Origin of the sequence: Aromatoleum toluolicum (assembly GCF_012911005.2) — a bacterium.
Lineage (GTDB): Bacteria > Pseudomonadota > Gammaproteobacteria > Burkholderiales > Rhodocyclaceae > Aromatoleum > Aromatoleum toluolicum.
Genome location: NZ_WTVS01000041.1, coordinates 1 through 22,317 on the forward strand (window position 1 = coordinate 1; position 22,317 = coordinate 22,317).

General features: G+C 64.0%; 21 protein-coding genes and 3 pseudogenes. 17 read left to right on the forward strand and 7 right to left on the reverse strand.

Features of this window, described 5'->3' with window-relative positions; translation table 11 throughout:
- Nucleotides 1–276: pseudogene (locus tag GPA27_RS17905) on the reverse strand (hypothetical protein); the annotation flags it as partial.
- An 88-nt stretch (nucleotides 277–364) separates the two neighbouring features.
- A complete protein-coding gene (locus GPA27_RS17910) occupies nucleotides 365–1,333 on the reverse strand; it encodes a universal stress protein (protein ID WP_169141853.1) in 969 nt (322 codons plus the stop codon).
- Between the two features lie 656 nt (nucleotides 1,334–1,989).
- Here GPA27_RS17910 and GPA27_RS17915 point away from each other — a divergent pair.
- Nucleotides 1,990–2,196, forward strand: coding sequence for a hypothetical protein (locus tag GPA27_RS17915; RefSeq protein WP_169141854.1), 207 nt, complete (start codon nucleotides 1,990–1,992; stop codon nucleotides 2,194–2,196).
- A gap of 389 nt (nucleotides 2,197–2,585) precedes the next feature.
- Complete coding sequence (gene rnk, locus GPA27_RS17920) at nucleotides 2,586–2,981, forward strand: nucleoside diphosphate kinase regulator (RefSeq protein WP_169141855.1); 396 nt, start codon at nucleotides 2,586–2,588, stop codon at nucleotides 2,979–2,981.
- Nucleotides 2,982–3,196: 215 nt separating this feature from the next.
- Here the strand turns inward: rnk and GPA27_RS17925 are convergent, their stop codons facing one another.
- On the reverse strand, nucleotides 3,197–4,081 hold the full coding sequence (locus GPA27_RS17925) for a universal stress protein (protein ID WP_169141856.1): 885 nt from the start codon (nucleotides 4,079–4,081) through the stop codon (nucleotides 3,197–3,199).
- Between the two features lie 188 nt (nucleotides 4,082–4,269).
- Between GPA27_RS17925 and GPA27_RS17930 the strand changes: the two genes are divergently transcribed.
- The 13 genes from GPA27_RS17930 to GPA27_RS17990 all read left to right on the forward strand — a co-directional run bounded on the left by GPA27_RS17930 (nucleotide 4,270) and on the right by GPA27_RS17990 (nucleotide 18,050).
- On the forward strand, nucleotides 4,270–6,996 hold the full coding sequence (locus GPA27_RS17930) for a cation-transporting P-type ATPase (RefSeq protein ID WP_169141857.1): 2,727 nt from the start codon (nucleotides 4,270–4,272) through the stop codon (nucleotides 6,994–6,996).
- Nucleotides 6,997–7,023: 27 nt separating this feature from the next.
- Nucleotides 7,024–7,962, forward strand: a complete 939-nt coding sequence (locus tag GPA27_RS17935; RefSeq protein WP_169141858.1) for a universal stress protein — start codon at nucleotides 7,024–7,026, stop codon at nucleotides 7,960–7,962.
- A gap of 54 nt (nucleotides 7,963–8,016) precedes the next feature.
- Nucleotides 8,017–10,920 carry a monovalent cation/H+ antiporter subunit A gene (locus tag GPA27_RS17940; RefSeq protein WP_169141859.1) on the forward strand — a complete coding sequence of 968 codons (2,904 nt, stop codon included), beginning with the start codon at nucleotides 8,017–8,019 and terminating at the stop codon, nucleotides 10,918–10,920.
- Nucleotides 10,920–11,261, forward strand: coding sequence for a Na+/H+ antiporter subunit C (locus GPA27_RS17945; RefSeq protein WP_169141860.1), 342 nt, complete (start codon nucleotides 10,920–10,922; stop codon nucleotides 11,259–11,261). The genes GPA27_RS17940 and GPA27_RS17945 overlap by 1 nt, the downstream gene beginning before the upstream one ends.
- The gene (locus GPA27_RS17950) at nucleotides 11,258–12,892 is read left to right on the forward strand and encodes a monovalent cation/H+ antiporter subunit D (RefSeq protein ID WP_169141861.1); all 1,635 of its coding nucleotides are present in this window, start codon (nucleotides 11,258–11,260) and stop codon (nucleotides 12,890–12,892) included. The genes GPA27_RS17945 and GPA27_RS17950 overlap by 4 nt, the downstream gene beginning before the upstream one ends.
- The gene (locus GPA27_RS17955) at nucleotides 12,889–13,413 is read left to right on the forward strand and encodes a Na+/H+ antiporter subunit E (protein WP_169141862.1); all 525 of its coding nucleotides are present in this window, start codon (nucleotides 12,889–12,891) and stop codon (nucleotides 13,411–13,413) included. The genes GPA27_RS17950 and GPA27_RS17955 overlap by 4 nt, the downstream gene beginning before the upstream one ends.
- Nucleotides 13,410–13,694 carry a K+/H+ antiporter subunit F gene (locus tag GPA27_RS17960; protein ID WP_169141863.1) on the forward strand — a complete coding sequence of 95 codons (285 nt, stop codon included), beginning with the start codon at nucleotides 13,410–13,412 and terminating at the stop codon, nucleotides 13,692–13,694. Before GPA27_RS17955 ends, GPA27_RS17960 begins: the two co-directional genes overlap by 4 nt.
- The gene (gene mnhG, locus GPA27_RS17965; protein ID WP_169141864.1) at nucleotides 13,691–14,074 is read left to right on the forward strand and encodes a monovalent cation/H(+) antiporter subunit G; all 384 of its coding nucleotides are present in this window, start codon (nucleotides 13,691–13,693) and stop codon (nucleotides 14,072–14,074) included. The genes GPA27_RS17960 and mnhG overlap by 4 nt, the downstream gene beginning before the upstream one ends.
- A gap of 243 nt (nucleotides 14,075–14,317) precedes the next feature.
- Nucleotides 14,318–15,052: an RNA polymerase sigma factor gene (locus GPA27_RS17970; RefSeq protein WP_169141865.1), complete on the forward strand. Its 735-nt coding sequence runs from the start codon at nucleotides 14,318–14,320 to the stop codon at nucleotides 15,050–15,052.
- Nucleotides 15,049–15,636: a ferritin-like domain-containing protein gene (locus GPA27_RS17975; protein WP_169141866.1), complete on the forward strand. Its 588-nt coding sequence runs from the start codon at nucleotides 15,049–15,051 to the stop codon at nucleotides 15,634–15,636. The genes GPA27_RS17970 and GPA27_RS17975 overlap by 4 nt, the downstream gene beginning before the upstream one ends.
- Nucleotides 15,633–16,028 carry a c-type cytochrome gene (locus GPA27_RS17980; RefSeq protein WP_169141867.1) on the forward strand — a complete coding sequence of 132 codons (396 nt, stop codon included), beginning with the start codon at nucleotides 15,633–15,635 and terminating at the stop codon, nucleotides 16,026–16,028. The genes GPA27_RS17975 and GPA27_RS17980 overlap by 4 nt, the downstream gene beginning before the upstream one ends.
- Nucleotides 16,029–16,035: 7 nt before the next feature.
- Nucleotides 16,036–16,800, forward strand: a complete 765-nt coding sequence (locus GPA27_RS17985) for a metallophosphoesterase (RefSeq protein WP_169141868.1) — start codon at nucleotides 16,036–16,038, stop codon at nucleotides 16,798–16,800.
- 47 nt (nucleotides 16,801–16,847) lie between these two features.
- The gene (locus GPA27_RS17990; RefSeq protein WP_169141869.1) at nucleotides 16,848–18,050 is read left to right on the forward strand and encodes a hypothetical protein; all 1,203 of its coding nucleotides are present in this window, start codon (nucleotides 16,848–16,850) and stop codon (nucleotides 18,048–18,050) included.
- Between the two features lie 351 nt (nucleotides 18,051–18,401).
- On the opposite strand, the gene GPA27_RS17995 is transcribed toward GPA27_RS17990, so the two are convergent.
- Nucleotides 18,402–18,992 (reverse strand): hemerythrin domain-containing protein, encoded by a 591-nt coding sequence (locus GPA27_RS17995; RefSeq protein ID WP_169141870.1) that lies wholly within the window; start codon nucleotides 18,990–18,992, stop codon nucleotides 18,402–18,404.
- A gap of 224 nt (nucleotides 18,993–19,216) precedes the next feature.
- Here GPA27_RS17995 and GPA27_RS18000 point away from each other — a divergent pair.
- Nucleotides 19,217–19,426: pseudogene (locus GPA27_RS18000) on the forward strand (ferredoxin family protein); the annotation flags it as partial.
- A 162-nt stretch (nucleotides 19,427–19,588) separates the two neighbouring features.
- On the opposite strand, the gene GPA27_RS18005 reads toward GPA27_RS18000, so the two are convergent.
- The 3 genes from GPA27_RS18005 to sdhC are packed head-to-tail and all read right to left on the reverse strand — an operon-like array spanning nucleotide 19,589 to nucleotide 21,032.
- The gene (locus tag GPA27_RS18005; RefSeq protein ID WP_169141871.1) at nucleotides 19,589–20,284 is read right to left on the reverse strand and encodes a succinate dehydrogenase iron-sulfur subunit; all 696 of its coding nucleotides are present in this window, start codon (nucleotides 20,282–20,284) and stop codon (nucleotides 19,589–19,591) included.
- A 20-nt stretch (nucleotides 20,285–20,304) separates the two neighbouring features.
- Entirely contained in the window at nucleotides 20,305–20,649 is a 345-nt protein-coding gene (sdhD, locus tag GPA27_RS18010) for a succinate dehydrogenase, hydrophobic membrane anchor protein (protein WP_169141872.1), read from the reverse strand.
- Nucleotides 20,646–21,032 (reverse strand): succinate dehydrogenase, cytochrome b556 subunit, encoded by a 387-nt coding sequence (gene sdhC / locus GPA27_RS18015; RefSeq protein ID WP_169141873.1) that lies wholly within the window; start codon nucleotides 21,030–21,032, stop codon nucleotides 20,646–20,648. Before sdhC ends, sdhD begins: the two co-directional genes overlap by 4 nt.
- 597 nt (nucleotides 21,033–21,629) lie before the next feature.
- Here sdhC and GPA27_RS18020 point away from each other — a divergent pair.
- A pseudogene (locus tag GPA27_RS18020) lies at nucleotides 21,630–21,932 on the forward strand (integration host factor subunit alpha); the annotation flags it as partial.
- Nucleotides 21,933–22,317 lie beyond the last annotated feature (385 nt).

The window sequence follows — 22,317 nt, forward strand, 5'->3', positions numbered from 1 at the left end:
CCCGACATGCAGTACGTCACCCACGTCGATATTGCCGCGCACCTCGATCGTGCCTGGATACACGAGGGCGTTGGCATCGATGCTGTCGACGACCAGCACCGCATCCGTCGGACCGAACTGCTCCATCAGCCAGCACGCGTCAGCCGCACGATTGTCGGCAACTAGCGCATCGAGCAGTTCCTGATAGTTTCCACCGTCCCCATAGTGACGCAGGAACCAACGGAAGCCATTGGTACAGGGGCTCTTGGCGCGAACAAAATCTCGGGTCAGATCCATGCTTGAGTTCCGTTTGCGGGTATCCGACATTCATTGCCCAGTCGTTCGAGACCATCGCAAACTGAGTTTTCGGGGCGGTCTCGCATCGCTACTTGACCAGCGTGATCGGGATGACCGTGCGGTACAGCACGCTCCACGAAATCGAGCCGGCCAGGAGGCCCGCGAACCAGCCGAGACCGTGCGAGGCCATGACAATGCGGCCGCAGTTGATGCTCGTTGCAAGCTCGAGAATCCTGTCCACGGGGTCTCCCGATGCGACATGGACCTCATAGTCGGCTCGGGCTGCGTCGAGTGTGCGCAGCGCGGCGTCACAAGCCTGAAGCGCGCGCTCACGGTCGCCGGAGCGAGCGTCCGCATTCCTTGCCGTCGGTCGGCCGCGGAACGGTCCGTCATCGGCCCTGTGCACATTGAGCAGATGAATTCGCGGCCCATCAGTCAGCTTGTCCGTATGTTCGAGTGCGTGATGCAGCGCCCGCAGGGAACCAGCTGACCCATCACAGACAACCAGCAGGTCACCCATTCCCGCGCCGAATTGCCTCGCACGGTGTCGCGATTTGACCAAGGTCACCGCAATGTCCGTGTTCTCCAGCACGTCCAGCGCGACCGAACCGAGCAGTGCGCACGCCACGCTGCCGGCGCCATCCGCGCCCATGACGATTTCCGTGATGCGCTGCCGGCGGGCGTAGGCGAGGATCGCCTCGGCGGGATTGCCCGCCGTGAGCTGCAGGTGATAGCGCCAATCTGCCTCGCCGAGAATCCGGCGCGCAGCCTCCGTATCGGCAAGTCCGGCGTGCATCAGCGTATCGTCGTCACTCGTGTTGCCGATAATGGGCTGCACATTCAACACGTGGAGGGCCGATTCAGCCGAGCGGCCGGCCATGGTGGCAGCGACGCCCAGCGCCGCCAACGAGGCGGGGGAACCGTCGACCGCAGCAAGGACGCGATAGACCGGAAGGCGGCGCATCTCGCCCCCGACTTGCGCCGCAAGGCCGACCACGCGCCCGAACTGATCGCGTTCGACCATTTCCCAATTCATGAAATCGGTTGTCACTTCCATATCGCCGCCTATCGACTGAAACGGGTTCGTTCAAGCTGTTGCTCGATCGATTCCGGCAATACGACAGCCCCATGACCGCCCGAAGCGGCCCCATCGTCGGCAGGGCTGCGCATTGCACGCCTGAGGGAATCCTATGCCACTCGCAATGGGCCGATAAGCCACCGGCGAGGCATCAGCTTGTATCCTTGCAAGACACAATTGCGGCGTCATGCCCCGTTGGATGCGCGTTTGGAGGGCCTCATTGTAGAGCGGACGACAACAGCGACGTTCCGCGGCGCAGGCTTATCCCGCCGGCTCCCGCCCCCTACCATAGGAGTGGCCCGATGACGGGTTGCGGCCCCCCGCCGAAGACGACGCGAGGGCAAAGGAGGGCGACATGACAACGAATTCGGCTGACATCGCGCGCGGGGCGTCCATCGAAACCGCACACGAGACAATGGAGCACCTTCGGGTCGAGCCTGATGCGACAGCCCGTCGCGGCGAGCCGCGCGGGGTACTCCTGGAAGGCCCGCGCGGACCGGGTCCTGACCGGAACGGCGAGACCGACTCCACGGACAAGCCGGCGGCGCTACTGCGCCGGCCGCCCGGGGTGTGGGTAAAGCGGCCGATGACGGCCTGATCCGATGACGACGGCTACGGACTGAAGGAGAACGTCGATGAGAGAGCAGAATCGGGATTGCCCCCCCGAGGACGACAGTCGCCTCGTGCTGGTCGCCGTGAGGCCGAGCGCGCGCTTTCACCGGCTCGGGGGCATCGGCAGCCTGATGGTGCTGTACCCGGGCCGCGATCCGCAGGTTCTCGTCCCAACGCCGCCGCCCGAAAGGGGCACGACACCGGAGGGCGTCCCGGCCGACGCGGCATGACGCGGTGGTGTCGGCACCATTGGGGTCGCTAGTCCTGGCTGACGATCTCGTCGACGAGCCCTCATACGTCTCCCCTACCTCGGTCAGCATTTGGCGACGTGTGCGTCGTTGCGGCAGACGCACGCCCAGCCTGGCTTCGACACGACTGACCGATTTGCTCACCAGCGATTTCGAGCCTCAGGCGCTTCGCCGCGTCGGAAAAGCTTGTCGCCTTGAGCATCTGGGCGAACACGACGTGTGTCCCTGACGTCGTACGAGCGACCACCTCACAGTTTCCATTCTGGAAACAATACTGTGCCTGCCGAAGGGCTAATCAAGGCTCGGCCCGACCCATATCATGGGGTCACCATCGGCGGAAGGCGCCGCTGCGTCCCCTGGAGTCGAGAGAAATGATGCAAGAGACTAACATCATCGTTAGCGAGGTCGATTTTGTGCGCTTGATGGCGATTCAACCGTCACCGCCCCTGCGTGCAGAACTCGAACGGGCAATTGTAATTCCCGTGGAATCAATCCAGACGAACATCGTCACGATGAACGCGCGGGTTCACTATCGCGATGAGAAGACCGGCCTCGATCGTGAGGTGCAAATCGTGTTCCCGGACGAGGCCGACATTGCGCTGGGGAAGATTTCCATCCTGGCGCCGGTCGGCGCAGCCCTGATTGGCCTCAGCGTGGGTCAGGCGATCGACTGGGATTTTCCCGACGGCACCGAGCGCCGCTTGACGGTCATCGCGGTCGATCAGTCCGGCAACACGAGCCCAGCGGGTGCAGATCGACGGCATTGAAGGTCGCTCACGATGCTGCAACCGGACTTGCCGGGTGCGATCGCGTACCGGCGGCGCCTGTCCGCCTCCCCGCCAAACAGGATAGCGTCGCCGGACGTGCAGGGCCTTCGCCGCGCGTCCTCCGGTTGATGGCTTGCCTGGCCAGCCTGTGGCGACGCAGGCCAACCCGGCGCGCCCCGTTCCCGCACGTGCTTTGATCCGCAGGCGAGGACTGCTCACACGGACACGAGCACGTCGCACTGGGATTCGGCCAGGACATGCTTGGTGACGCTGCCGAGGAACAGTTCGTCGAGCATGCTTTCACCGTGTTTGCCCATCACGATCAGGTCGCAGTCCGCTTCCTGTTCCTGCTCGATGATGTGCGTTGACGGAAGGCCTTGCAGCACGACAAGCCGTGCCTCGTAGGGCGGCAATCCGGCTTGCACGCTCAAGGTATGCAGATTCTGAACCGCTTCCTGCCGGGCAAGCGTGCGATAGCCCCGGATCACTTCTTCCTCTACACCGGCGTATCGCAGATGCCCCTCGAACGGCACATCGAATGCATGCAGCAGGACGATTTCTGCCTGTGGAGCGACAAGCCGCGCATTGGTGATCGCGCGCAGCGACGAAGGCGAGAAATCCACCGGCACGAGCACCGTTCGATAGGGTTCATGCGCAGCCTGTTTGACCACCAGCATCGGACATTTCGCCCGACTGAGCATCCGTTCCGCGGTCGAGCCCAGCAGGATATGCCGCAAGAAACTCTCGCCGCGAGCACCACAAACGATCAGACCTGCTGCCGACGCATCCACGGCCTTGTCCAGCTCTGCAAGCAAGGAGCCAAACGCAACATGAGCACCCGCGGACACGCCGTAGTGGTTTTTGAGAATGGCGACAAGATCATGCAACTTTTCCTGTGCGCTCTTGAGCACCTGCTGTCTCAACTCGTCCGTCGAGCTGCCCATGAGGTGGCGGAGCTTGTCCAGCGGGGCAAGATCGGCCACATGCAACACGTCCAGCGGGGCACCCGTTTCCCGGCTCACCAGGGCTGCACGCTCGACGGCATGGCGCGCCGGTGCGGAAAGATCGGTAGCGGCAAGCAGGCGGTTCAGTTTCAACATGGTCGTTTTCCTTTCCATTCGGATGCTGTTCGCGTCGACACGGTGGCATCGATCCTGGCGGGTGTGTATCCCGCGTGGTTAGGAGGTCTATGCATGCTTCGGTATAATATTGCTACAAAAGTTCTCCGCTTTCACGTATATCCCCGGCAAGCAGGCAGTACGGGGGAATACTTGGAGGCTACGCATCGATGAGCGACCGCCACAGGGATCATGTCCGGCCCCCAAGCTGGCATGCGCTGTCCAAGGACGACGTGGAACAGGTCCTGCAAACCGGGCCGGATGGCCTGACGGAGGATGAAGCACGCCGTCGACGCGTGCAATACGGCTCTAATCGGCTCACTCCCCCGGCGCGACGCGGCCCCCTCCTGCGGCTGGTCATGCAGTTCCACAACATCCTGCTGTACGTGATGCTCGGCGCGGTGGTCATCACGGCGGTGCTCGGTCATTGGGTCGATACCGGGGTATTGCTCGCCGCGGTGGTGATCAACGCGATCATCGGCTTCATCCAGGAGGGCAAGGCCGAAGCCGCGCTCGACGCGATCCGCGCGATGTTGTCTCCGCATGCGACGGTGATACGTGACGGCCATCGACGCGAGCTCGACGCTGCCGACCTGGTCCCCGGCGACTGGGTGATCCTGACCTCCGGCGACCGCATTCCGGCGGACCTGCGGCTGATTTCCGTACGGGAATTGCGGATCGAGGAAGCCGCGCTGACGGGCGAATCCTTGCCAATCGAGAAGGGCACGGATGCAGTTTATGCCGACGCCCCGCTCGGCGATCGGTACGGCATGGCCTATTCGGGCACCTTCGTGGTCTACGGTCAGGCGACCGGCATCGTCGTGGCCACTGGCGGCGCGACGGAACTGGGCCGGATCAATCAGATGCTCGCCGACATCCAGAGGATGTCGACGCCGCTGCTGCGCCAGATCGACCATTTCGGCCGCGTGCTGGCACTGACCATCATCGGCGTGTCGGCGGCGACCTTCGTGCTCGGCACGCTGTGGCGTGATCACGCGCCTGCTGAAATGTTCATGATGGTCGTCGCGCTCGCGGCCTCGGCAATTCCCGAGGGCTTGCCGGCGATCATGACCGTGACCCTGGCGCTGGGGGTGCAGCGCATGGCCCGGCGCAACGCCATCATTCGCCGCCTTCCGGCCGTGGAAACGCTGGGCGCGGTGACGGTGATCTGCTCCGACAAGACCGGCACGCTGACGCGCAACGAGATGACCGTGCAACGCTTCGTGTGTGCGGGCCACGTGTTCGACGTCGGCGGCGTCGGTTACGCCCCGGTGGGGAATTTCAGCATCGACGGTCGCATCGTCGATGTCGCCCACTACCCTGCGCTGTCGATGGCGATCCGCGCAGGAGTGCTTTGCAACGACGCACGTCTGCGCGAAGACAATGACGTGTGGCGGGTGGAAGGCGATCCGACCGAAGGCGCACTGCTCGTGGCCGGACGCAAGGCGGGATTTTCGCAGCATGCCGGGGATACCGCTTGGCCGCGAATGGATTCCATCCCGTTCGAATCGCAGCATCGCTTCATGGCGACCTGGCACCGCGATCCGGACGGAGACTCCTGGCTCTTTGTCAAAGGGGCGCCCGAGCGCATTCTCGACATGTGCGAATTCCAGCTGAACCATGACGGAAAGCGGCCGCTGGATGTCGACTATTGGCGCCGGATGGCGACCGACACGGCAGCACAGGGTTTGCGGCTCCTCGCGGTCGCTTGCAAGCGCGGCGCACCGACAACAGACTGCCTGGAATTTGCCGACGTCGAGCAGGGATTCATACTGCTCGCACTGGTCGGCATCATCGATCCCCCGCGCGAGGAAGCCATCGAAGCGGTGAGCGAGTGCCACCGCGCGGGCATCCGCGTCAAGATGATCACGGGCGACCACGGCGAGACGGCGCGCGCCATCGGCGCCCAACTGGCCATTGGCGTCGGAAAACCGTACGTAACCGGGGCGGAAGTTGCGATGATGGATGACGCCGCGTTGCGGCGGGTGGCGATGGAAGTCGATGTGTTCGCGCGCGCGAGCCCCGAACACAAGTTGCGGCTGGTGCAAGCCTTGCAGGACGACGGCCAGGTGGTCGCGATGACTGGGGACGGAGTCAACGACGCCCCGGCGCTGAAGCGGGCCGATGTCGGTGTGGCGATGGGCCTCAAAGGCACCGAGGCGGCCAAGGAGGCGTCCGACATGGTGCTCGCCGATGACAACTTCGCCACGATCGCGACGGCAGTTCGGGAAGGCCGTGCGGTTTATGACAACCTGAAGAAATTCATCCTGTTCATGCTGCCCACCAACGGCGGCGAGGCGCTCATCGTGATTGCGGCCATCCTGTTCGAGCTGGCGCTGCCGCTGACGCCGGCACAGGTGTTGTGGATCAACATGGTCACCTCCTCGACGCTGGGGCTGGCGCTGGCCTTCGAGCCGGCCGAGGGCGACATCATGAAACGCCGCCCGCGGCCGCCGCGCCAAGCGCTGTTGTCCGGCTTCTTCATCTGGCGGGTATTGATGGTCTCCGTGCTGATGATGACCGGCGCGCTGGGCCTCTTCCTGTGGGAACTGGCCGTCGGCACGAGCCTGGAAACAGCGCGCACGATGGCGGTCAATGCGGTCGTTGTGGCCGAAATGTTCTACCTGATCAATAGCCGCTACATCCTCGCGCCCGTCACGAACCGGGAAGGGCTGACCGGCAATCGTTACGTCATCGTCGCCATCGCCGCCTGCATCCCCTTGCAGATCGCCTATACCCATGCCGGATTCATGCATGCCATTTTTGATTCGACCGATCTCACGCTATTGGAATGGGGCAAGGTAACGGCGGCTGGCCTGCTGGTGTTTGCCGCCGCGGAACTGGAGAAGTTCGTCATCCGCCGTACCGGCCTCGCAGCCCGCCTGAGTCACGCGTGAGCGGGCATCAGCCCAAGGAGACCTGAAGTGACGCATGCAAGCACGATTCATCCCCCGGACCGCCCGCCCACTCGTCTGTTGCTGGCGACCGACCTCGGCGCGCGCTGTGATCGGGCACTGGATCGGACACGCCAGCTGGCCAATGAGTGGCAGGCGGAGGTCATTGCCGTGAACGTCCTCGATCCGTCGGCGAATGCGGATCAGACGCTCGCCTGGATCAGCGGAGCCACTGACGAACAACTGATGAACGTTGCCCAACGGCAGCTTGTCCGCGACCTCGCCGGGATGAGGATGCCGGTACACGTCCGGATTGTGCGGGGCCCGGAGCCGGAAACGGCTATCCAGGACATTGTCATCGCCACCGCCGTCGATCTCGTCGTCACCGCGGTCGCCCGTCAGGAGACCTTTGGGCGCGCCCTGCTGGGGTCGACCAACGAACGCCTGGCCCGCTCTCTGGGGCAACCCTTGCTGGTCGTGCATGGTCGGGCGCATGGCCCTTACCGGCGGATCGTGGTGGCAACGGACTTTTCCGCAGCGTCCCGCCACGCGCTGCTCACGGCCGTTGCGTTCTTTCCCGGTCGTGATTTGACGCTATATCACGCTTACTCCCCACCCATGGCCGGCCTGAGCATGACTCCGCCGAATGCGGGAGCTGCCCCGCAGATCGCGCACGCGGAGTGTGGGGCCTTCATTCAAGGAACTCGACTTCCCGAGGGCACCCTCATGCATCCTGTAGTCGAATGCGGCACGATCGCGACGACGCTGGCGCGTTACGTACGCGAGAATGACGTCGATCTCGTGGTGCTGGGCGGCCATGGCCACACCGGCTTCATAAGCTTGCTCCTGGGCAGCACAGCCGAGAGGTTGCTGGCGAGCCTGCCCTGCGACACGCTGCTGGTGCCGTCACATCGCTCCACAGTGCAGATTGAGCCGGTCCTGCACACAATGCGGATGGAGGACCGGTAGCGCCACTCCGCCGCCCCGCGCAGACTGGCTACCACCACGCCCTGACCATATCTGATGCTGCTTGCTTCACTGATCCTTGTTCCGTTCGCCGGCAGTCTGCTGGCGGCACTGATGCCGGAGAATGCCCGTAACCGTGAGGCATGGCTGGCGTTCGCCGTCACGGCCTGCGGGCTGCTCGTCGCCGGCCTGCTCTACCCTGCCGTTTCCGCCGGCAAGGTGCTACGCGAGGAGTTCGCCTGGCTGCCCTCGCACGGGCTCGATCTCGTGCTGCGCGTGGATGGCCTGGCCTGGGTATTCACCATGCTGGTCCTCGTCATCGGCCTGCTGGTGGTGCTGTACGCGCGCTACTACATGTCGCCGAAAGACCCGGTACCGCGCTTCTTCTCCTTTCTGCTGGCCTTCATGGGGTCGATGCTGGGGGTGGTCCTGTCGGGCAACCTCGTGCAACTGGTGGTGTTCTGGGAGCTCACCAGCCTGACCTCGTTCCTGCTGATCGGCTACTGGCATCACCGCGCCGACGCCAGGCGTGGCGCACGGATGGCGTTCACGGTGACCGCTACCGGCGGATTGTGCCTGCTTGCCGGCGTGCTGGTGCTCGGTCACATCGTCGGCAGCTACGATCTGGACGAGGTGCTGGCTGCTGGGGACCGCATTCGTGCGCACGAGTTGTACCGGGTCGCGCTGGTGTTGATTGCGCTGGGGGCGCTGACCAAAAGCGCCCAGTTCCCGTTCCACTTCTGGCTGCCGCATGCCATGGCCGCACCCACGCCCGTATCGTCCTATCTCCACTCCGCGACGATGGTGAAGGCGGGCGTATTCCTGCTCGTGCGGCTGTGGCCGGCGCTGGCGGGAACCGCGGAATGGAACTGGATCATCGGCGGTGCCGGGGTGTGCACGTTGCTGATCGGCGCTTTCATCGCGATCTTCCAGCACGATCTCAAGGGCCTGCTCGCCTACTCGACGATCAGCCATCTCGGGCTGATCACCGTGCTGATCGGCATCGGCACGCCCCTGGCGATCGTCGCGGCGATCTTCCACATCCTCAATCACGCCACCTTCAAGGCTTCGCTGTTCATGACCACCGGCATCATCGACCACGAAACCGGGACCCGCGATCTGCGCGTCCTGCGCGGACTGCGTCATCAGCTGCCAGTCACCGCGGCCTTGGCCATCGTCTCCAGCGCCGCCATGGCTGGGGTGCCGCTGTTGAACGGCTTCCTGTCCAAGGAGATGTTCTTCGCGGAAACGGCGCTGGTGGGCGGCGACGAGCACTGGTGGATGTCCATTGCGGCCGTGGCGATGGGCATGTTCAGCGTCGCATATTCGCTGCGCTTCATCTCGATCTTCTTCGGCAAGCCTAGCGTCGCATTCCCGCGCGAACCCCACGAGCCGCCGCGCTCGATGCGGTTCCCGGTGGAGCTGCTGGTGGTCGTGTGCCTGGTGGTCGGCATCATGCCGAGCGTGAGCATCGGGCCCATCCTGCATCTGGCCGTCACCGCGACACTTGGCGCGAATACGCCGGAGTACGATCTCGCCCCTTGGCACGGGTTCAACCTGCCCCTGCTGATGAGCGTGATTGCCCTCAGCGGCGGAGTGGTGCTCTACGTCGTCCTGCGCCGCTACTTCAATCTGCAGCAGCGCGAACAGGTTCCGCTCATCTACCGCTTCAACGGGGCACAGGCCTACGAAAGCTCGATGATGTTCCTGACGCGCTCGGCACAATGGCTGCTGCAGCACCTGGGCACCGCGCGCCTGCAACCGCAATTGCTGATGATGATGCTCGCGATGCTGGTGACTCCCCCGCTGCTCGTCGGCACGCCGCGAGTGTGGACCGAGATTCCGCTGCACGAACCCGACCCGCTGTTCGCAGGCATCTGGGTCATCGGCTGCGCCTGTGCGCTGGCGGGGGCGTGGATGGCGAAATATCACCGGCTGGCGGCCCTCATCCTCATCGGCGGAACGGGCATCGTGACTGCGGCCACGTTCCTGTGGCTCTCGGCGCCCGATCTGGCGCTCACACAGCTGATGGTGGAAACGGTCACGACCGTGCTGATCCTGCTCGGGCTGCGCTGGCTGCCGCCGCGCATCGAACCAAAAGTGCTCCATCTCACGATCCCGCGCAGCGTCTGGATGCGGCGCTCGCGCGACATGGTCGTAGCGGTCGTGGGCGGCCTCGCCATGGCGCTGCTGACCTACGCGGTACTGGTGCATCCCGCCCCCGCGACGATTGCCGACTTCTTCCTCCTGCGCGCTTTGAGCGAAGGCGGCGGGAGCAACGTCGTGAACGTGCTCCTGGTCGATTTCCGCAGCTTCGATACGCTGGGCGAAATCACGGTGCTGTCGGTCGTCGCGCTCACGGTATACGCGCTGCTGCGACGTTTCCGCCCCGCAGCGGACAGCGCCAGCGTGCCCGCGCAGCAAAGGAACACGGCCGATCCCGCAAGCAAACAGACCGCGGGCGAACAGGCCAACAGCGGATACCTGCTGGTCGCCGGGATCTACCTGCGCATGCTGTTGCCGTTCATCGGCGTGATCGCGGCCTACTTCTTCATGCGCGGACACAACCTGCCGGGTGGCGGCTTCGTTGCGGGCCTGATCTTCGCAGTGGCGATCCTCGTGCAATACATGCTGGCCGGTACGGTGTGGGTGGAGAGCCACCTTCAATTGCGGCCGCACCGCTGGCTTGGGTTCGGGCTGCTGCTGGCGTGTACGACGGGCCTGGGCGCATGGGCGTTCGGCCACCCCTTTCTCACGACCCATACGGCACATGTCGATTGGCCGCTGCTGGGCGAACTGCATCTGCCCAGCGCCTTCGTGTTCGATCTGGGCGTGTTCGCCGTCGTGGTCGGCACGACGATGCTGATGCTGGTCGCGCTGGCTCACCAGTCGTTGCGCGCGCGCCGTTTGCCGGGCGATGGTGCGCAGGACTACGGGATCGCGGACGGGAGGGACATCTGATGGAAATCGTGTTCGCCATCGCCGTGGGCGTGACCTTCGGTTCCGGCATCTGGCTGATCCTGCGGCCACGGACGTTCCAGCTAATCACCGGTCTGCTGCTGATGTCCTATGCGGTCAATCTGTTCATTTTCGGCATGGGTCGCCTGTGGGTGGATCGGCCGCCGATCACGCCAAACGCTTCTATCGACCCCTTGCAGTTTGCCGACCCGCTGCCGCAAGGGCTAGTGCTGACGGCGATCGTGATCGGCTTTGCGACCACCGCGCTGTACTTGGTGATGATGATCGGTGCGCGCGGCCTCACCGGCAGTGACCACGTCGATGGCGAGGAGCCCCGCGAATGAGCGCGATGTCGTGGTGGGACCATCTGATCGTACTGCCGGTCGTGATGCCCTTGGTCACAGGGGCGCTGCTGATCCCGGTCAACCAGAAACACCATCGGCTCAAGTTCGGGTGTGCGACCCTGGTCAGCGTGCTGCTGTGGGTGATGGCGGTGGCTCTGTTGCTGCTGGTCGATGGCGAGCACTGGCCGAAGGGGATCGGCGTCTATCTGGCTGCCAACTGGGCCGCCCCATTCGGGATTGCGCTGATGGTGGACCGGCTCGCCGCGCTCATGCTGGTGCTGACGTCGACCATCGCCCTGGCCGTGCTGGTCTTCTCCGCGCAGCGTTGGGGCCGGGTCGGCGTGCATTTCCATTCCCTGTTCCTCTTCCTGCTGATGGGGCTCAACGGCGCCTTCCTGACCAACGACCTGTTCAACCTGTTCGTCTTCTTCGAAGTGATGCTCGCCGCCTCGTACGGCCTGGTCCTGCATGGCTACAACCTGAACCGCATCCGGGCCGGCCTGCAGTACATCGCCGTGAACCTGGTCGCCTCCTTCATGTTCCTGATCGGCGTGGCACTGATCTACGCCGCGACCGGCACGCTCAACATCCCCGACCTCGCGACCCGGGTGCCCGTGCTGCGACCGGAGGATTCCTATCTGCTGGGCATCGGAGCGAGCGTGCTGGCGCTGGCCTTCCTGACCAAGGGGGCGATGTGGCCGCTCGGCTTCTGGCTGCCAAGCACCTACGCGTCGGCGTGTCCGCCAGTTGCCGCGCTGCTGGTGGTGATGACCAAGGTCGGCGTGTATGCGGTGCTGCGGGTGTGGCTGGCCGTGTTCGGCGATTCGGCCGGCGCGCTCGCCGGTTTCGGCCTGGTGGCGCTCACCGTCGGCGGCATGGCCACGCTCGTGTTCGGCACCATCGGCATGCTTGCCAGTCAGGACGGCGCGCGCATGGCCGGATACGGCGCGATCATCTCCTCGGGCACGTTGCTGGCCGTGATCGGGCAGTCCGGCGGCGCCGTGCTCGCAGCGGGGCTGTATTACCTGGTGGGTGCGACGCTGGCGATGTCCGCCTTCATGCTCCTGCTCGAACTCACCGAGCGCATACGCCCGCCGGGCGCATCCCTGCTGGCCGTGACGATGGAGGCGTTTGCGATCGACGACAAACCCGAGGATCCAGTGGGCGTCGTCATTCCCGGCACCCTTGCAATCCTCGGCCTGAGCTTCGTGGGATGTGCGCTGGTCATCAGCGGCATGCCGCCGCTCTCGGGCTTCGTTGCCAAGTTCAGCCTGTTTCATGCACTGCTCGACGCCTCACCGCCCGGATCAGGCGGCGTGACGCCAACCACCTGGCTGCTGATCGCGATGGTCGTCCTCGCAGGCCTGGCGTCGATCGTCGCGCTGATGCGGCTCGGTGTGCGCACGTTCTGGGCCTCGGGGGCCGTGACTCCGCCCAGTCTTCTCGCGTCCGAGGTGGCGCCGGTGACGGCCTTGGTCGTGCTGTGCGTGGCTCTCACGATTCATGCGGGCACGGCTTTCGACTACCTGAACCGGACGGTGGATGGCCTGAAGCGCGTCGGCGACTACAGCGAACGCGTGCTGGGCCAGTCTCCGGTCACTCGTGCGCCGCCCGCGGGGGGATCACGATGAGACGCTGGTTCCCGTCGCCGATGTTGTCGATCGGACTGCTGCTGATGTGGCTAATGCTGAACCAGAGCCTCGCACTGGCGCACTGGATGCTGGGCGGGGTGCTGGCGATCGTGGCCCCCGTTCTGGCGCGCCCCCTCCAGCCGCACGGCTATGCGCGCATCGCGCGGCCGCTGGCCCTGTTCCGCCTGCTGGGGATGTCGGCGATCGAGATCGTGCGCTCGTGCTTCAACGTCAGCCAGATCATCCTCTTCCGCAGAGCGGACGGCGTCAACTCGCAGTTCATCCGGATACCGCTCGATCTGCACAGCCCGCACGGGCTGGCACTGCTGTCCTGCCTGATCAACATGACGCCGGGCACGGTGTGGGTCGATCTGCTGCCCGACCGTCACGAACTGCTGTTGCACGTCTTCGACCTGCACGACGAGCGCTGGTGGGTCGAAACCATCAAGACGCGCTACGAGCGGCCGATCATCGAACTGTTCGAAGCGCCGCCAGCCACCGGCCAAGGAGGAAAAGCGTGACCGTTGGCACCCTGCTGTCGCTGGCAATCGGCTTTGCGCTCGTCTGCGTCGTGCTGGCCATGATGCTGTGCACCCTGCGCCTGATCATCGGGCCGTCGGCGCAGGATCGCGTGCTTGCACTCGATACGCTGTGGATGTGCACGATGCTGCTCGCCCTGATGCTCGGGATCCGCTACGCCAGCCAGATCTACTTCGAAGCCGCCCTGGTGATCGCCCTGCTCGGCTTCGTCTCGACCATTGCGCTGGCCAAGTTCCTGATGCGCGGCGAGGTGATCGAATGAACGCCATCGATGCACTGCCGTGGTGGGCTGCCGTGACGGTCGCGTTCCTGCTCGTGCTCGGCGGCCTGATCACCCTCCTCGGCACCGTGGGATTGCTGCGGCTCAAGACCTTTTACCAGCGCATTCACGGTCCCGCAATCACGATCACGCTGGGGACCGGCTGCATCCTGATCGCGTCCATGGTGTATTTCACCGTAATCCAATCCCGACCGGTGATCCACGAGATCCTGATCGGCGCATTCGTGCTGATGACCGCCCCGGTCGTCTCCATGCTGATCATGCGCGCTGCGATATACCGTGACCCGCGCACCGGCGGCGCCGCGCGGGTAGCGCGCGACACCACCGAGGCGCAACCGCCAAGCGACAATCAGGATGGGTGAGGGCCGGACCACCACTGCCTTCAAGCCCGTTCAGCTCTTGCACACTACCTTGGCCCGATAGAGTCCCGAGCCACAATAGTTGTCGTTCGAGCAGCGAGCGAGCAGCCAAGACGACTGTCGTGCCCCGCCGCGCATTCACCCCGCCCTTCCGACGGGATGTCCAGCCACGCCGGACCTGTTTTCTCACCGACTGTAACCTTTCCCCCGCGGCTCCCATCCAATGGGCAACAACAGGAGACCGTCATGAGCATATCCGGCGAAGCAGCAGAAGACCGCGTGCCGGTTTCAGACGCTGCGCTTGCACACAGCATCGTGATCGGCGAGGCAGGCGCCTTCGAACGGTTGATGCGCCAACACAATCGTCGCCTGTTCAGGGTTGCACGGAGCATCCTGCGAGACGATGCCGAGGCCGAGGATGCCCTGCAGGAAGGCTACATCAAGGCCCATCGCGCGATGACCGGCTTCCGCGGCGATGCGCGTCTATCGACCTGGTTGACGAGGATCATCGTCAACCAGGCTCTCGAGCGCAGGCAGCGGTTCCACAACGAGTCTGACGCGCAAGTCGAGGGCGAAGCTGTCATCGAAATCGGCGTGGAGGGCGTACCGGAAACGCCCGAGACCCTGGCGATGCGCAATGACCTGCGGCGCCTTATCGAGCACTCGATCGACGACTTGCCCGAGGCATATCGCAGCGTCTTCGTCCTGCGTGCCGTGGAGGGCTTGAGCGTCGAAGAGACCGCCACCTCGCTTGGTATATCCGAGGCGAATACCAAGGTCCGCCTGTTGCGCGCCAGGGCCCGCCTGCGCGAGTCCCTGGGGCAGCGCCTCGGTCCGCTGCTGGAGAACGTCTTCGCGTTCGACGGCCAGCGCTGCGACCGCATCGTGTCGCAAGTCTGCGCCCGCCTTGGGCTTCCGACCGTAGCCGTCTCTGGTCCCGGCGCGCTGCTTTCACCCACCACTCCGAGGAGTTCATCATGATTGCCCGAATCAATCCCTTTTCCGCCCTCCAAGACCTTGGCCGGCGCCGCTTTTTGGTCGGCACGGGCGCGACGCTGTCCGCCGCGGCGGTCGCCCTGATGGCAGGACGTCCGGCGCTGGCCGCCGGTCAGGGCAGCAAGGATGACAATCTGGAGACGGACGTGCGCATTCTCAACACCGCGCTCGGCGCTGAACTGGAGGCCATCGCTGCCTATGCAGTGGGCGCCGGCAGCGGCCTGCTGCAGAAACCCGTACTGGATCTGGCGGTGCAGTTCCAGGGGCACCACAAGGAGCATGCCGAAGTGCTAGCGAAGACGATCCGCAACCTGGGCGGCACGCCGGTTGAAGCGCGCGAGCGTTACCAGTTTCCCACCGACGGACTCAAGACCCAGAATGATGTGCTGGGCTTCGCGGCCGGGCTCGAGCGCGGCGCGGTGAGCGCCTACCTAGGCGCAGTACCGCTGTTCCGCGGACGAGAACTGGCGAGCGCTGCGGCCAGCATCCTGGGCGACGAGGCCATGCACTGGGCCATCCTGCGCCAAGCGCTGGGCCAGGACCCGGTGCCCACGGCCTTTATGTCATGAAACATCGCTCCGCCACCGCCGTGCTGGTGCTGGCGGCTTTCGTCTCGCTGCCCGCCGGCGCCATCGCACCGGGCGATCCGGTCCGCGGCGAGGCCATCTACGCCCGCTGCCAGGCCTGCCACGCACTCGGCTACGATCGTACCGGGCCGAAGCATTGTGGCCTGTTTGGACGCCGTGCCGGCGGCGTGCCGGGCTTCCGCTATTCGCCGGCCATGGCGCAAGCCGATGTCGTCTGGGACGCGAATACGCTGGACCGTTTTCTCGCCAACCCGACCGGCATGATGCCGGGCACGGCCATGGGCTATGCAGGCATTGCCGATCGGCAGGAACGGGCGGACCTGATCGCGTGGCTGCGACAGGCAAGCGCGTCGCCCATCGAATGTCCGCCGTGAGGCAGGTATGAAACTCCAGATCGTCTCGGATCTTCACCTCGGACTAGCACCCTGTGAGCTTCCTGACACCGGCGCGGACCTGTTGATTCTTGCCGGTGACGTCCACCGTCCGCGAGAAGCGCTCCAGTGGGCCAGGGCGCTGGGGAGACCGGCTATCTATGTGCCGGGCAACCACGAGTATTACGGCTCAAGCATCCCCGCGACGAGCCGACTGCTACGCGAACTCAGTCGCGACAGCATGGTGACGGTGCTCGACTGTGCCGAAAAGCGCATCGGTAATGTGCGCATTCTCGGCGCAACACTGTGGACGGATTTCCGTATTGCAGGAGACAAGGCGGCCCGCGAGCAGGCGATGAACGACGCTATTCGCTTCAGCCGCGATTTCAGCCGTATCGCCGTAGACGAAGACCAGAAAGAGCTCTTCACGCCGCACCATTGCGTAGCCCTTTTTGAACGGCACGTACGTTGGCTCGAAGCGCGGCTCGCGCAACCATTCGAAGGTATCACCGTGGTGGTGACCCATTTTGCTCCGTCGCCCGACAGCATCGCGCCGCGCTTCGCCGGGTCGCCGCTCAACGCCTGCTTCGTCTCCGATCTCGAAGCGCTGGTCGCGGGCAGCGGCGCAGTGCTGTGGATACACGGCCACACTCACGACAGCTTCGACTATCGGCTTGGCGGCACGCGCGTGGTGGCCAATCCACGCGGCTATGTGCTCGATGGCACGCCTGAAAACCGGGATTTCGAGCCCGCTTTGACGGTACAGGTGGGCTGAACTCCAAGGGCGACGAAGTCGTCCGCAACTTCTACCGGAGAACGATCATGCTGCAACGTATCGCACACATCCGCATCAAAAAACGCCTCACACTTTTCGCCGCGCTCTCGGTTGCCATGATTGCGGTGGCTCTATCCAACCTCCCGGCAGTTTCGGCCGGACAGCCGGGGGGAAACAAGCACTCCGGACAGTTCATCTTCCGTTTCGACACCTTTGGCGACGAGGCCCTATGGACCGACACGCTGCGCCTCCACGAGATCATCCAGTCGTCCGTCAGCCCGCGAACCGCTCTTTCGGTTGGTCTGAAGGTGGATGCGACGGCGCTTCCGCCGAATTTCCTGACCAAGAACAACCTCGACGATCCGGCAACCACCGTCGAGTTGATCCGGCGCAACGCCGTGGTGGGTCTCGTGGGAAAGGTCGAGGATGGGCGACTCACGTCGCTCGGCACCACCTGCGCGATCTGCCACTCGACGGTAAACAATTCGGTCGCCCCAGGTATCGGGGAGCGGCTCGACGGCTGGCCGAATCTCGACCTCAATCCAGGGGCGATCATCGCACTTTCGCCCGCACTCACGGAGGCGCAGAAAGCGGCATACAACTCGTGGGGGCCCGGCCGCTACGACCCGCGCTTCAATATCGACGGCATCAACCGCCCGGTCGTCATTCCACCTGCATATGGACTGCGGGACGTGCCTTTTGAGACCTTCACCGGCGACGGGAAGATTTCCTATTGGAACAATTATGTCGCGGTCACACAGATGGGTGGGCACGGAAGTTTTTCTGACCCACGTCTGGGCATCAACATCGTTCAGACGCCGGACCTCGTAGCGCCGAAACTGCCGGCACTCCTCGCCTACCAGCTGAGTCTTCCAGTCCCGCCGCCGCCAGCGGACGTGGTGAACCCGACGGCCGCCCAACGAGGTCAGGCCCTATTCGAAGGGCCCGCCCGCTGCGGCACGTGCCACATCTCGCCCACCTACACTGATGTGCAAAACGGCCCGAACGCCGACACTCCCTTATTGCATGAGCCGGCGGCGACGGGAATGGAGCCAGTCTACGCGCAGCGCAGCGCCACGCAGAAGTACCGGACGACCCCCTTGCGCGGCCTTTGGCAGCATCCGCCGTATTTTCACGACGGTAGCGCGGCTACCCTGCTAGACGTCGTCAATCACTACGATGCCCACTTCGCCCTGGGCTTGAGCCCCGCGGAGAAATTCGATCTCGTCGAATTCCTCAAGTCGCTATGAGCCGCGAATACCGACCGGATGCCTCCGACGATATGACATGCCAGTTCTGGGGGCGCCGAGTTGCGCCCCCACTTGCACCATGAGCCCGGGGGGGACGTCTGGGCCGATGCCGAAAACACCTTTGACGAGTTGAAGAGTCAGTGGTGCTGGGCGGCTTCACCACGCACGACCTGCAACGCCGGCAACTGTCGTCACGTTCCGTGGCGTGGTGGAGTCTGTTCGTTCGCCTGGCCACCCTGGAGGCTCGACGCGAGGCGATCATCAGTCTGCCGGGCGACAGAAGGCATCCCGGGACGCCAGTCGAGCCCGCCGAGGCAAAATCGCCCGACTCACTGCCGCACAGACGCAGCCTCATTCCAGGCAGCACACCCGCTCGGCCGGTTCCTTGCAACCGCAACCGGCCTGGTTCGCGATCTGGCGGTGGATCGTCCTGAAGCGCTCCTGAACGCTATCGCCGAAGATCGGATCGGCGGCGAAGTGGATTGCGGAATCGACGAGGAACCAGTCAGTCTCCGCCAACAACTCGGCGAGGCGCGGGAATATCTCGCGCTCCTCGATGTTCATGTGATCTTTCAGGAAGGCAACGTATTTTCGGACATCGGCTTCGAGCGTCGCACGCGACATCATCGCTCCGGCGGCGGCCGCGTTGAGGTCCGCAGCAAGGATTACGCCGCTCTCCGAAATCCGCCGATGCTGGCCAGCGAGTTCCGAGACGACGCTTTCCATCGTCGGATCACGGGCAAGCAATTGCCGGAATGCGACATCCTCGCGCGGGTGATGGAAACGGTCGGGATACTGCGTCATGTAGTACACGATGTCCGACATGAGCTCGTAATCCGGCTGCTCGCCGTGGACGAAGAGTTCCGTCTGGGATTGGAGCAGATCGAGCAGCTTGTGGTAATTGGCGTGCTCGGCTTGCCATTTCAGCGTGTGTCCGGACATGACGATCTCCAGCGTTCGTTGGGGGCGATACCGACATCCCGCATGCCGCGGCTGCCGGCACCGGTCTGTTCTGCGCGACTTCATCCTAGGGAGTCCCCCAGGCGCCGGAAATGACTTTTGTCATCAGGGGCCGGCGCGCCTGGCCTAAATTTCTCTGGCACTGCGGCCCGAACCGCACACCCGATGAGAGATGAGCGATGACATAGGTAGTCACCGAAGCCTGCATCAAGTGCAAACACACCGATTGCGTCGATGTCTGTCCCGTCGACGCCTTCCGCGAAGGCCCCAATTTCCTCGTGATCGACCCGCGGGAATGCATCGACTGCACGCTGTGCGTGGCCGAATGCCCCGTCGACGCGATCTTCGCCGAGGACGACGTGCCGGCTGACCAGCGACAATTCATCCCGCTCAACGAGGAACTGGCGAAGGTGTGGATACTCCAGTCGCGAGAACAGTTCGTGCGCGCCGAGCCGCCCGGCCGGCGTATCGGCAACAACGCTCCACCGCCCTTCGACCGAGGGGCTGGCCGGATGCAACATCGACAATGGTGGCGAATGACCCATGACGTTCCCGTGGATATCTGGCAGGCGCACCCGCTACGAAGACTCACGCACGAGCGCGCGCCGGATGCGTTCGATCGCATGCGACGGACTCAGCCCCTTGGGGCAAACCTCGGTGCAGTTCATGATCGTACGGCAGCGGTACAGGCGATACACGTCGTCGAGGTAGGCGAGCCGCTCCGCGGTCGCCGTGTCGCGGGAGTCGGCGATGAAGCGGTACGCCTGTAGCAGGCCCGCCGGACCGATGAACTTGTCCGGATTCCACCAGAAGGAGGGACAGAAGGCGCTGCAGCACGCGCACAGGATGCATTCGTACAGGCCGTTCAACTTTTCGCGCTCTGCGGGCGACTGCAGGCGCTCGCGCTCGGGAGGGACCTCGTTATTGATGAGGTAGGGCTTGATCGAGTGGTAATGCGCGAAGAACTGCGTCATGTCGACGATGAGGTCGCGGATCACGGGAAAACCCGGCAACGGCCGCAGCACGACCGGCTCCTTCAGGCCCGGCAGCGACGTGAGGCACGCCAGTCCGTTGCGACCGTTGATATTCATCGCATCCGATCCGCACACGCCTTCACGACAGGAACGGCGGAATGAGAGGCTGTCGTCCATCGTCTTGAGCCGCATCAGCACGTCGAGCAGCTTCTTGTCGCCCGCCTCGGGCGCGACGTCGTAATCCTGCATACGCGGCTTCGCGTCGGTTTCGGGGTTGAAGCGGTAGATGCTGAGTCGCAATGTTCTCTCCTCCGCCACTCTTAAGCACCGCGGGCAAAGTGCGCCGCCATCGTCAGCACGACGCGAATGAAGATCGCAAACAGGATCACCGCGATCAGCGCTAGCAAGGGCAACCGCAGCGCCGGCGCGTGGATGTAGTCGAGGACGATGTCACGCACGCCGATCCAGCCGTGCAGGCACAGCGCGGCGAAGAACACGACGATCAGCACTGCGCCATGCGTGCTCGTCGCCAGCGCGTGCCAGCTTTCATAGCTGCGCGACGGCCCCGTCAGCAGCGTCGCAGCCCCCAGCGCAAGCAGGATCAGCAGCATCAGCGCCGTCACGCGCTGCAGTACCCAGGCCCGTTGCCCGAGAAAGAGCCTCACGACAGCCACCTTACCGCGGCCGCAACTGCAATGATCCCCGCCGCGAGGATCGCAGCCCAGGCGCTGGTGCGTGCCTGTGAGAGACGGCTCCCGACGCCGATATCCATCAACAGGTGGCGCACACCGGCGAGTACGTGATGTGCGGCGGCCCAAACGAGAATGACAAGGAGCAGTGCCCGCCAGGGCTCGGATACCAGGTCGCGCAGAGCCTCGAACTCCGACTCGCTGCGAAGCGAGCGGTCGAGCGCGAACGCCAGAAGCGGCAGGCTCACCACGAGCAGTACGCCCGAAACCCGGTGTCCGATTGACGCGATCGCACCGATTGGAAAGCGGATCTGCGACAGCTTCAGAAATTTCGGCGCACTAGCCGAGCGTGCACGCATGCTGGACTCCCAAGCCGATTCAATGCCCCGACGACAAGCATCTCCGTGGCGATCCGGATCACCTCATAGACCCTACCCCGTCGCGGTGCGCCTCGATGCGCCGGCTCGCAGGACACGGCAGATCTGCGCAGCGATGAACGCCATCCGCTTCAATATAGCGGGAGCCGCAAAAGAATCAACTCCAATGCATCTTTAAATCTAACCCCGGAATCGCCGGGCGCTTTGCAGCGGGCGATGGCTTCGAACTAGGATGCATTCAGCGATTTCGGTTCATGGAGACCCGGCTCAAGGATGGGCAGTCGCCGGCCAATGACACTCGGACCGCTGAGTGCATAGTTTCAGAATCTTCACCACACATACGGGATAGGAGTTTGACATTACCGCCCTAATCCACTGATCCTCGATAATCGTCATCGATCTCCGATAATCGCCGCCACCATGAGTCCCAGCGCCACCAGGGAAACGCCCCTTCGTTGTCGAACTGCCAGATGGTTTACCTCCCTGCGTGAAAAGTGCTATATCAGCCCGAGTTCGCTGCAGTGGCACTCTAGGCGACAACCGCCCAGCCGCCGCGATCAGGCTCAGGGATAAGAGAACATGACGCTAACAAAAGCAGAACTCGTCCAAGTCGTCGTCGACAACGTAGGACTGAACAAGCGGGAAGCGTTGGAGATGGTCGAGGCTTTTTTCGAGGAAATCAGCACTTCGCTCGAAGCTGGTGAGGACGTCAAGCTGTCGGGCTTCGGCGGATTTCAACTGCGCGAGAAGCCCGAGCGTCCGGGCCGCAACCCGAAGACCGGTGAGACGGCGCGGGTAACCGCGCGCCGCGTCGTGACTTTTCACCCTAGCCAGAAACTCAAACTGAAGGTCAGTGAATTTGCAGGCAAGCGTCAGGAGCCGCGCCAAGCCGACAATGCAGTCGGGGGGTCCTACGAAGTTCAGCGCTGGCGAATAACCGAGCCGGTCTGAGCGGCCGGGTCGGGCGTTGGCAGGCTGGCCAACCCGGGGCTTCGTCGCACGCACCATTCGGCTGCCAACGGTCACATGATTACGCGCCCTCTGCCCGTGATTCCGGCGCCGCTGAGTCTCGCGTCGGCATATGCGCTTCGCGAACTCACACCGACCTTAGCGACACCGCTCAGTCGGTCCGGTGATCTTACAAAGTTTGCTGGATTCGAGCGTTGTCCACCGGGTGATGCCTCTATGCTTCCGAGCTACCCTAAGAAACAAACTGCGCCTAACACGTGGCGCCTGCCCCCAACCACTCTCAGGTTTCCTACAGCGC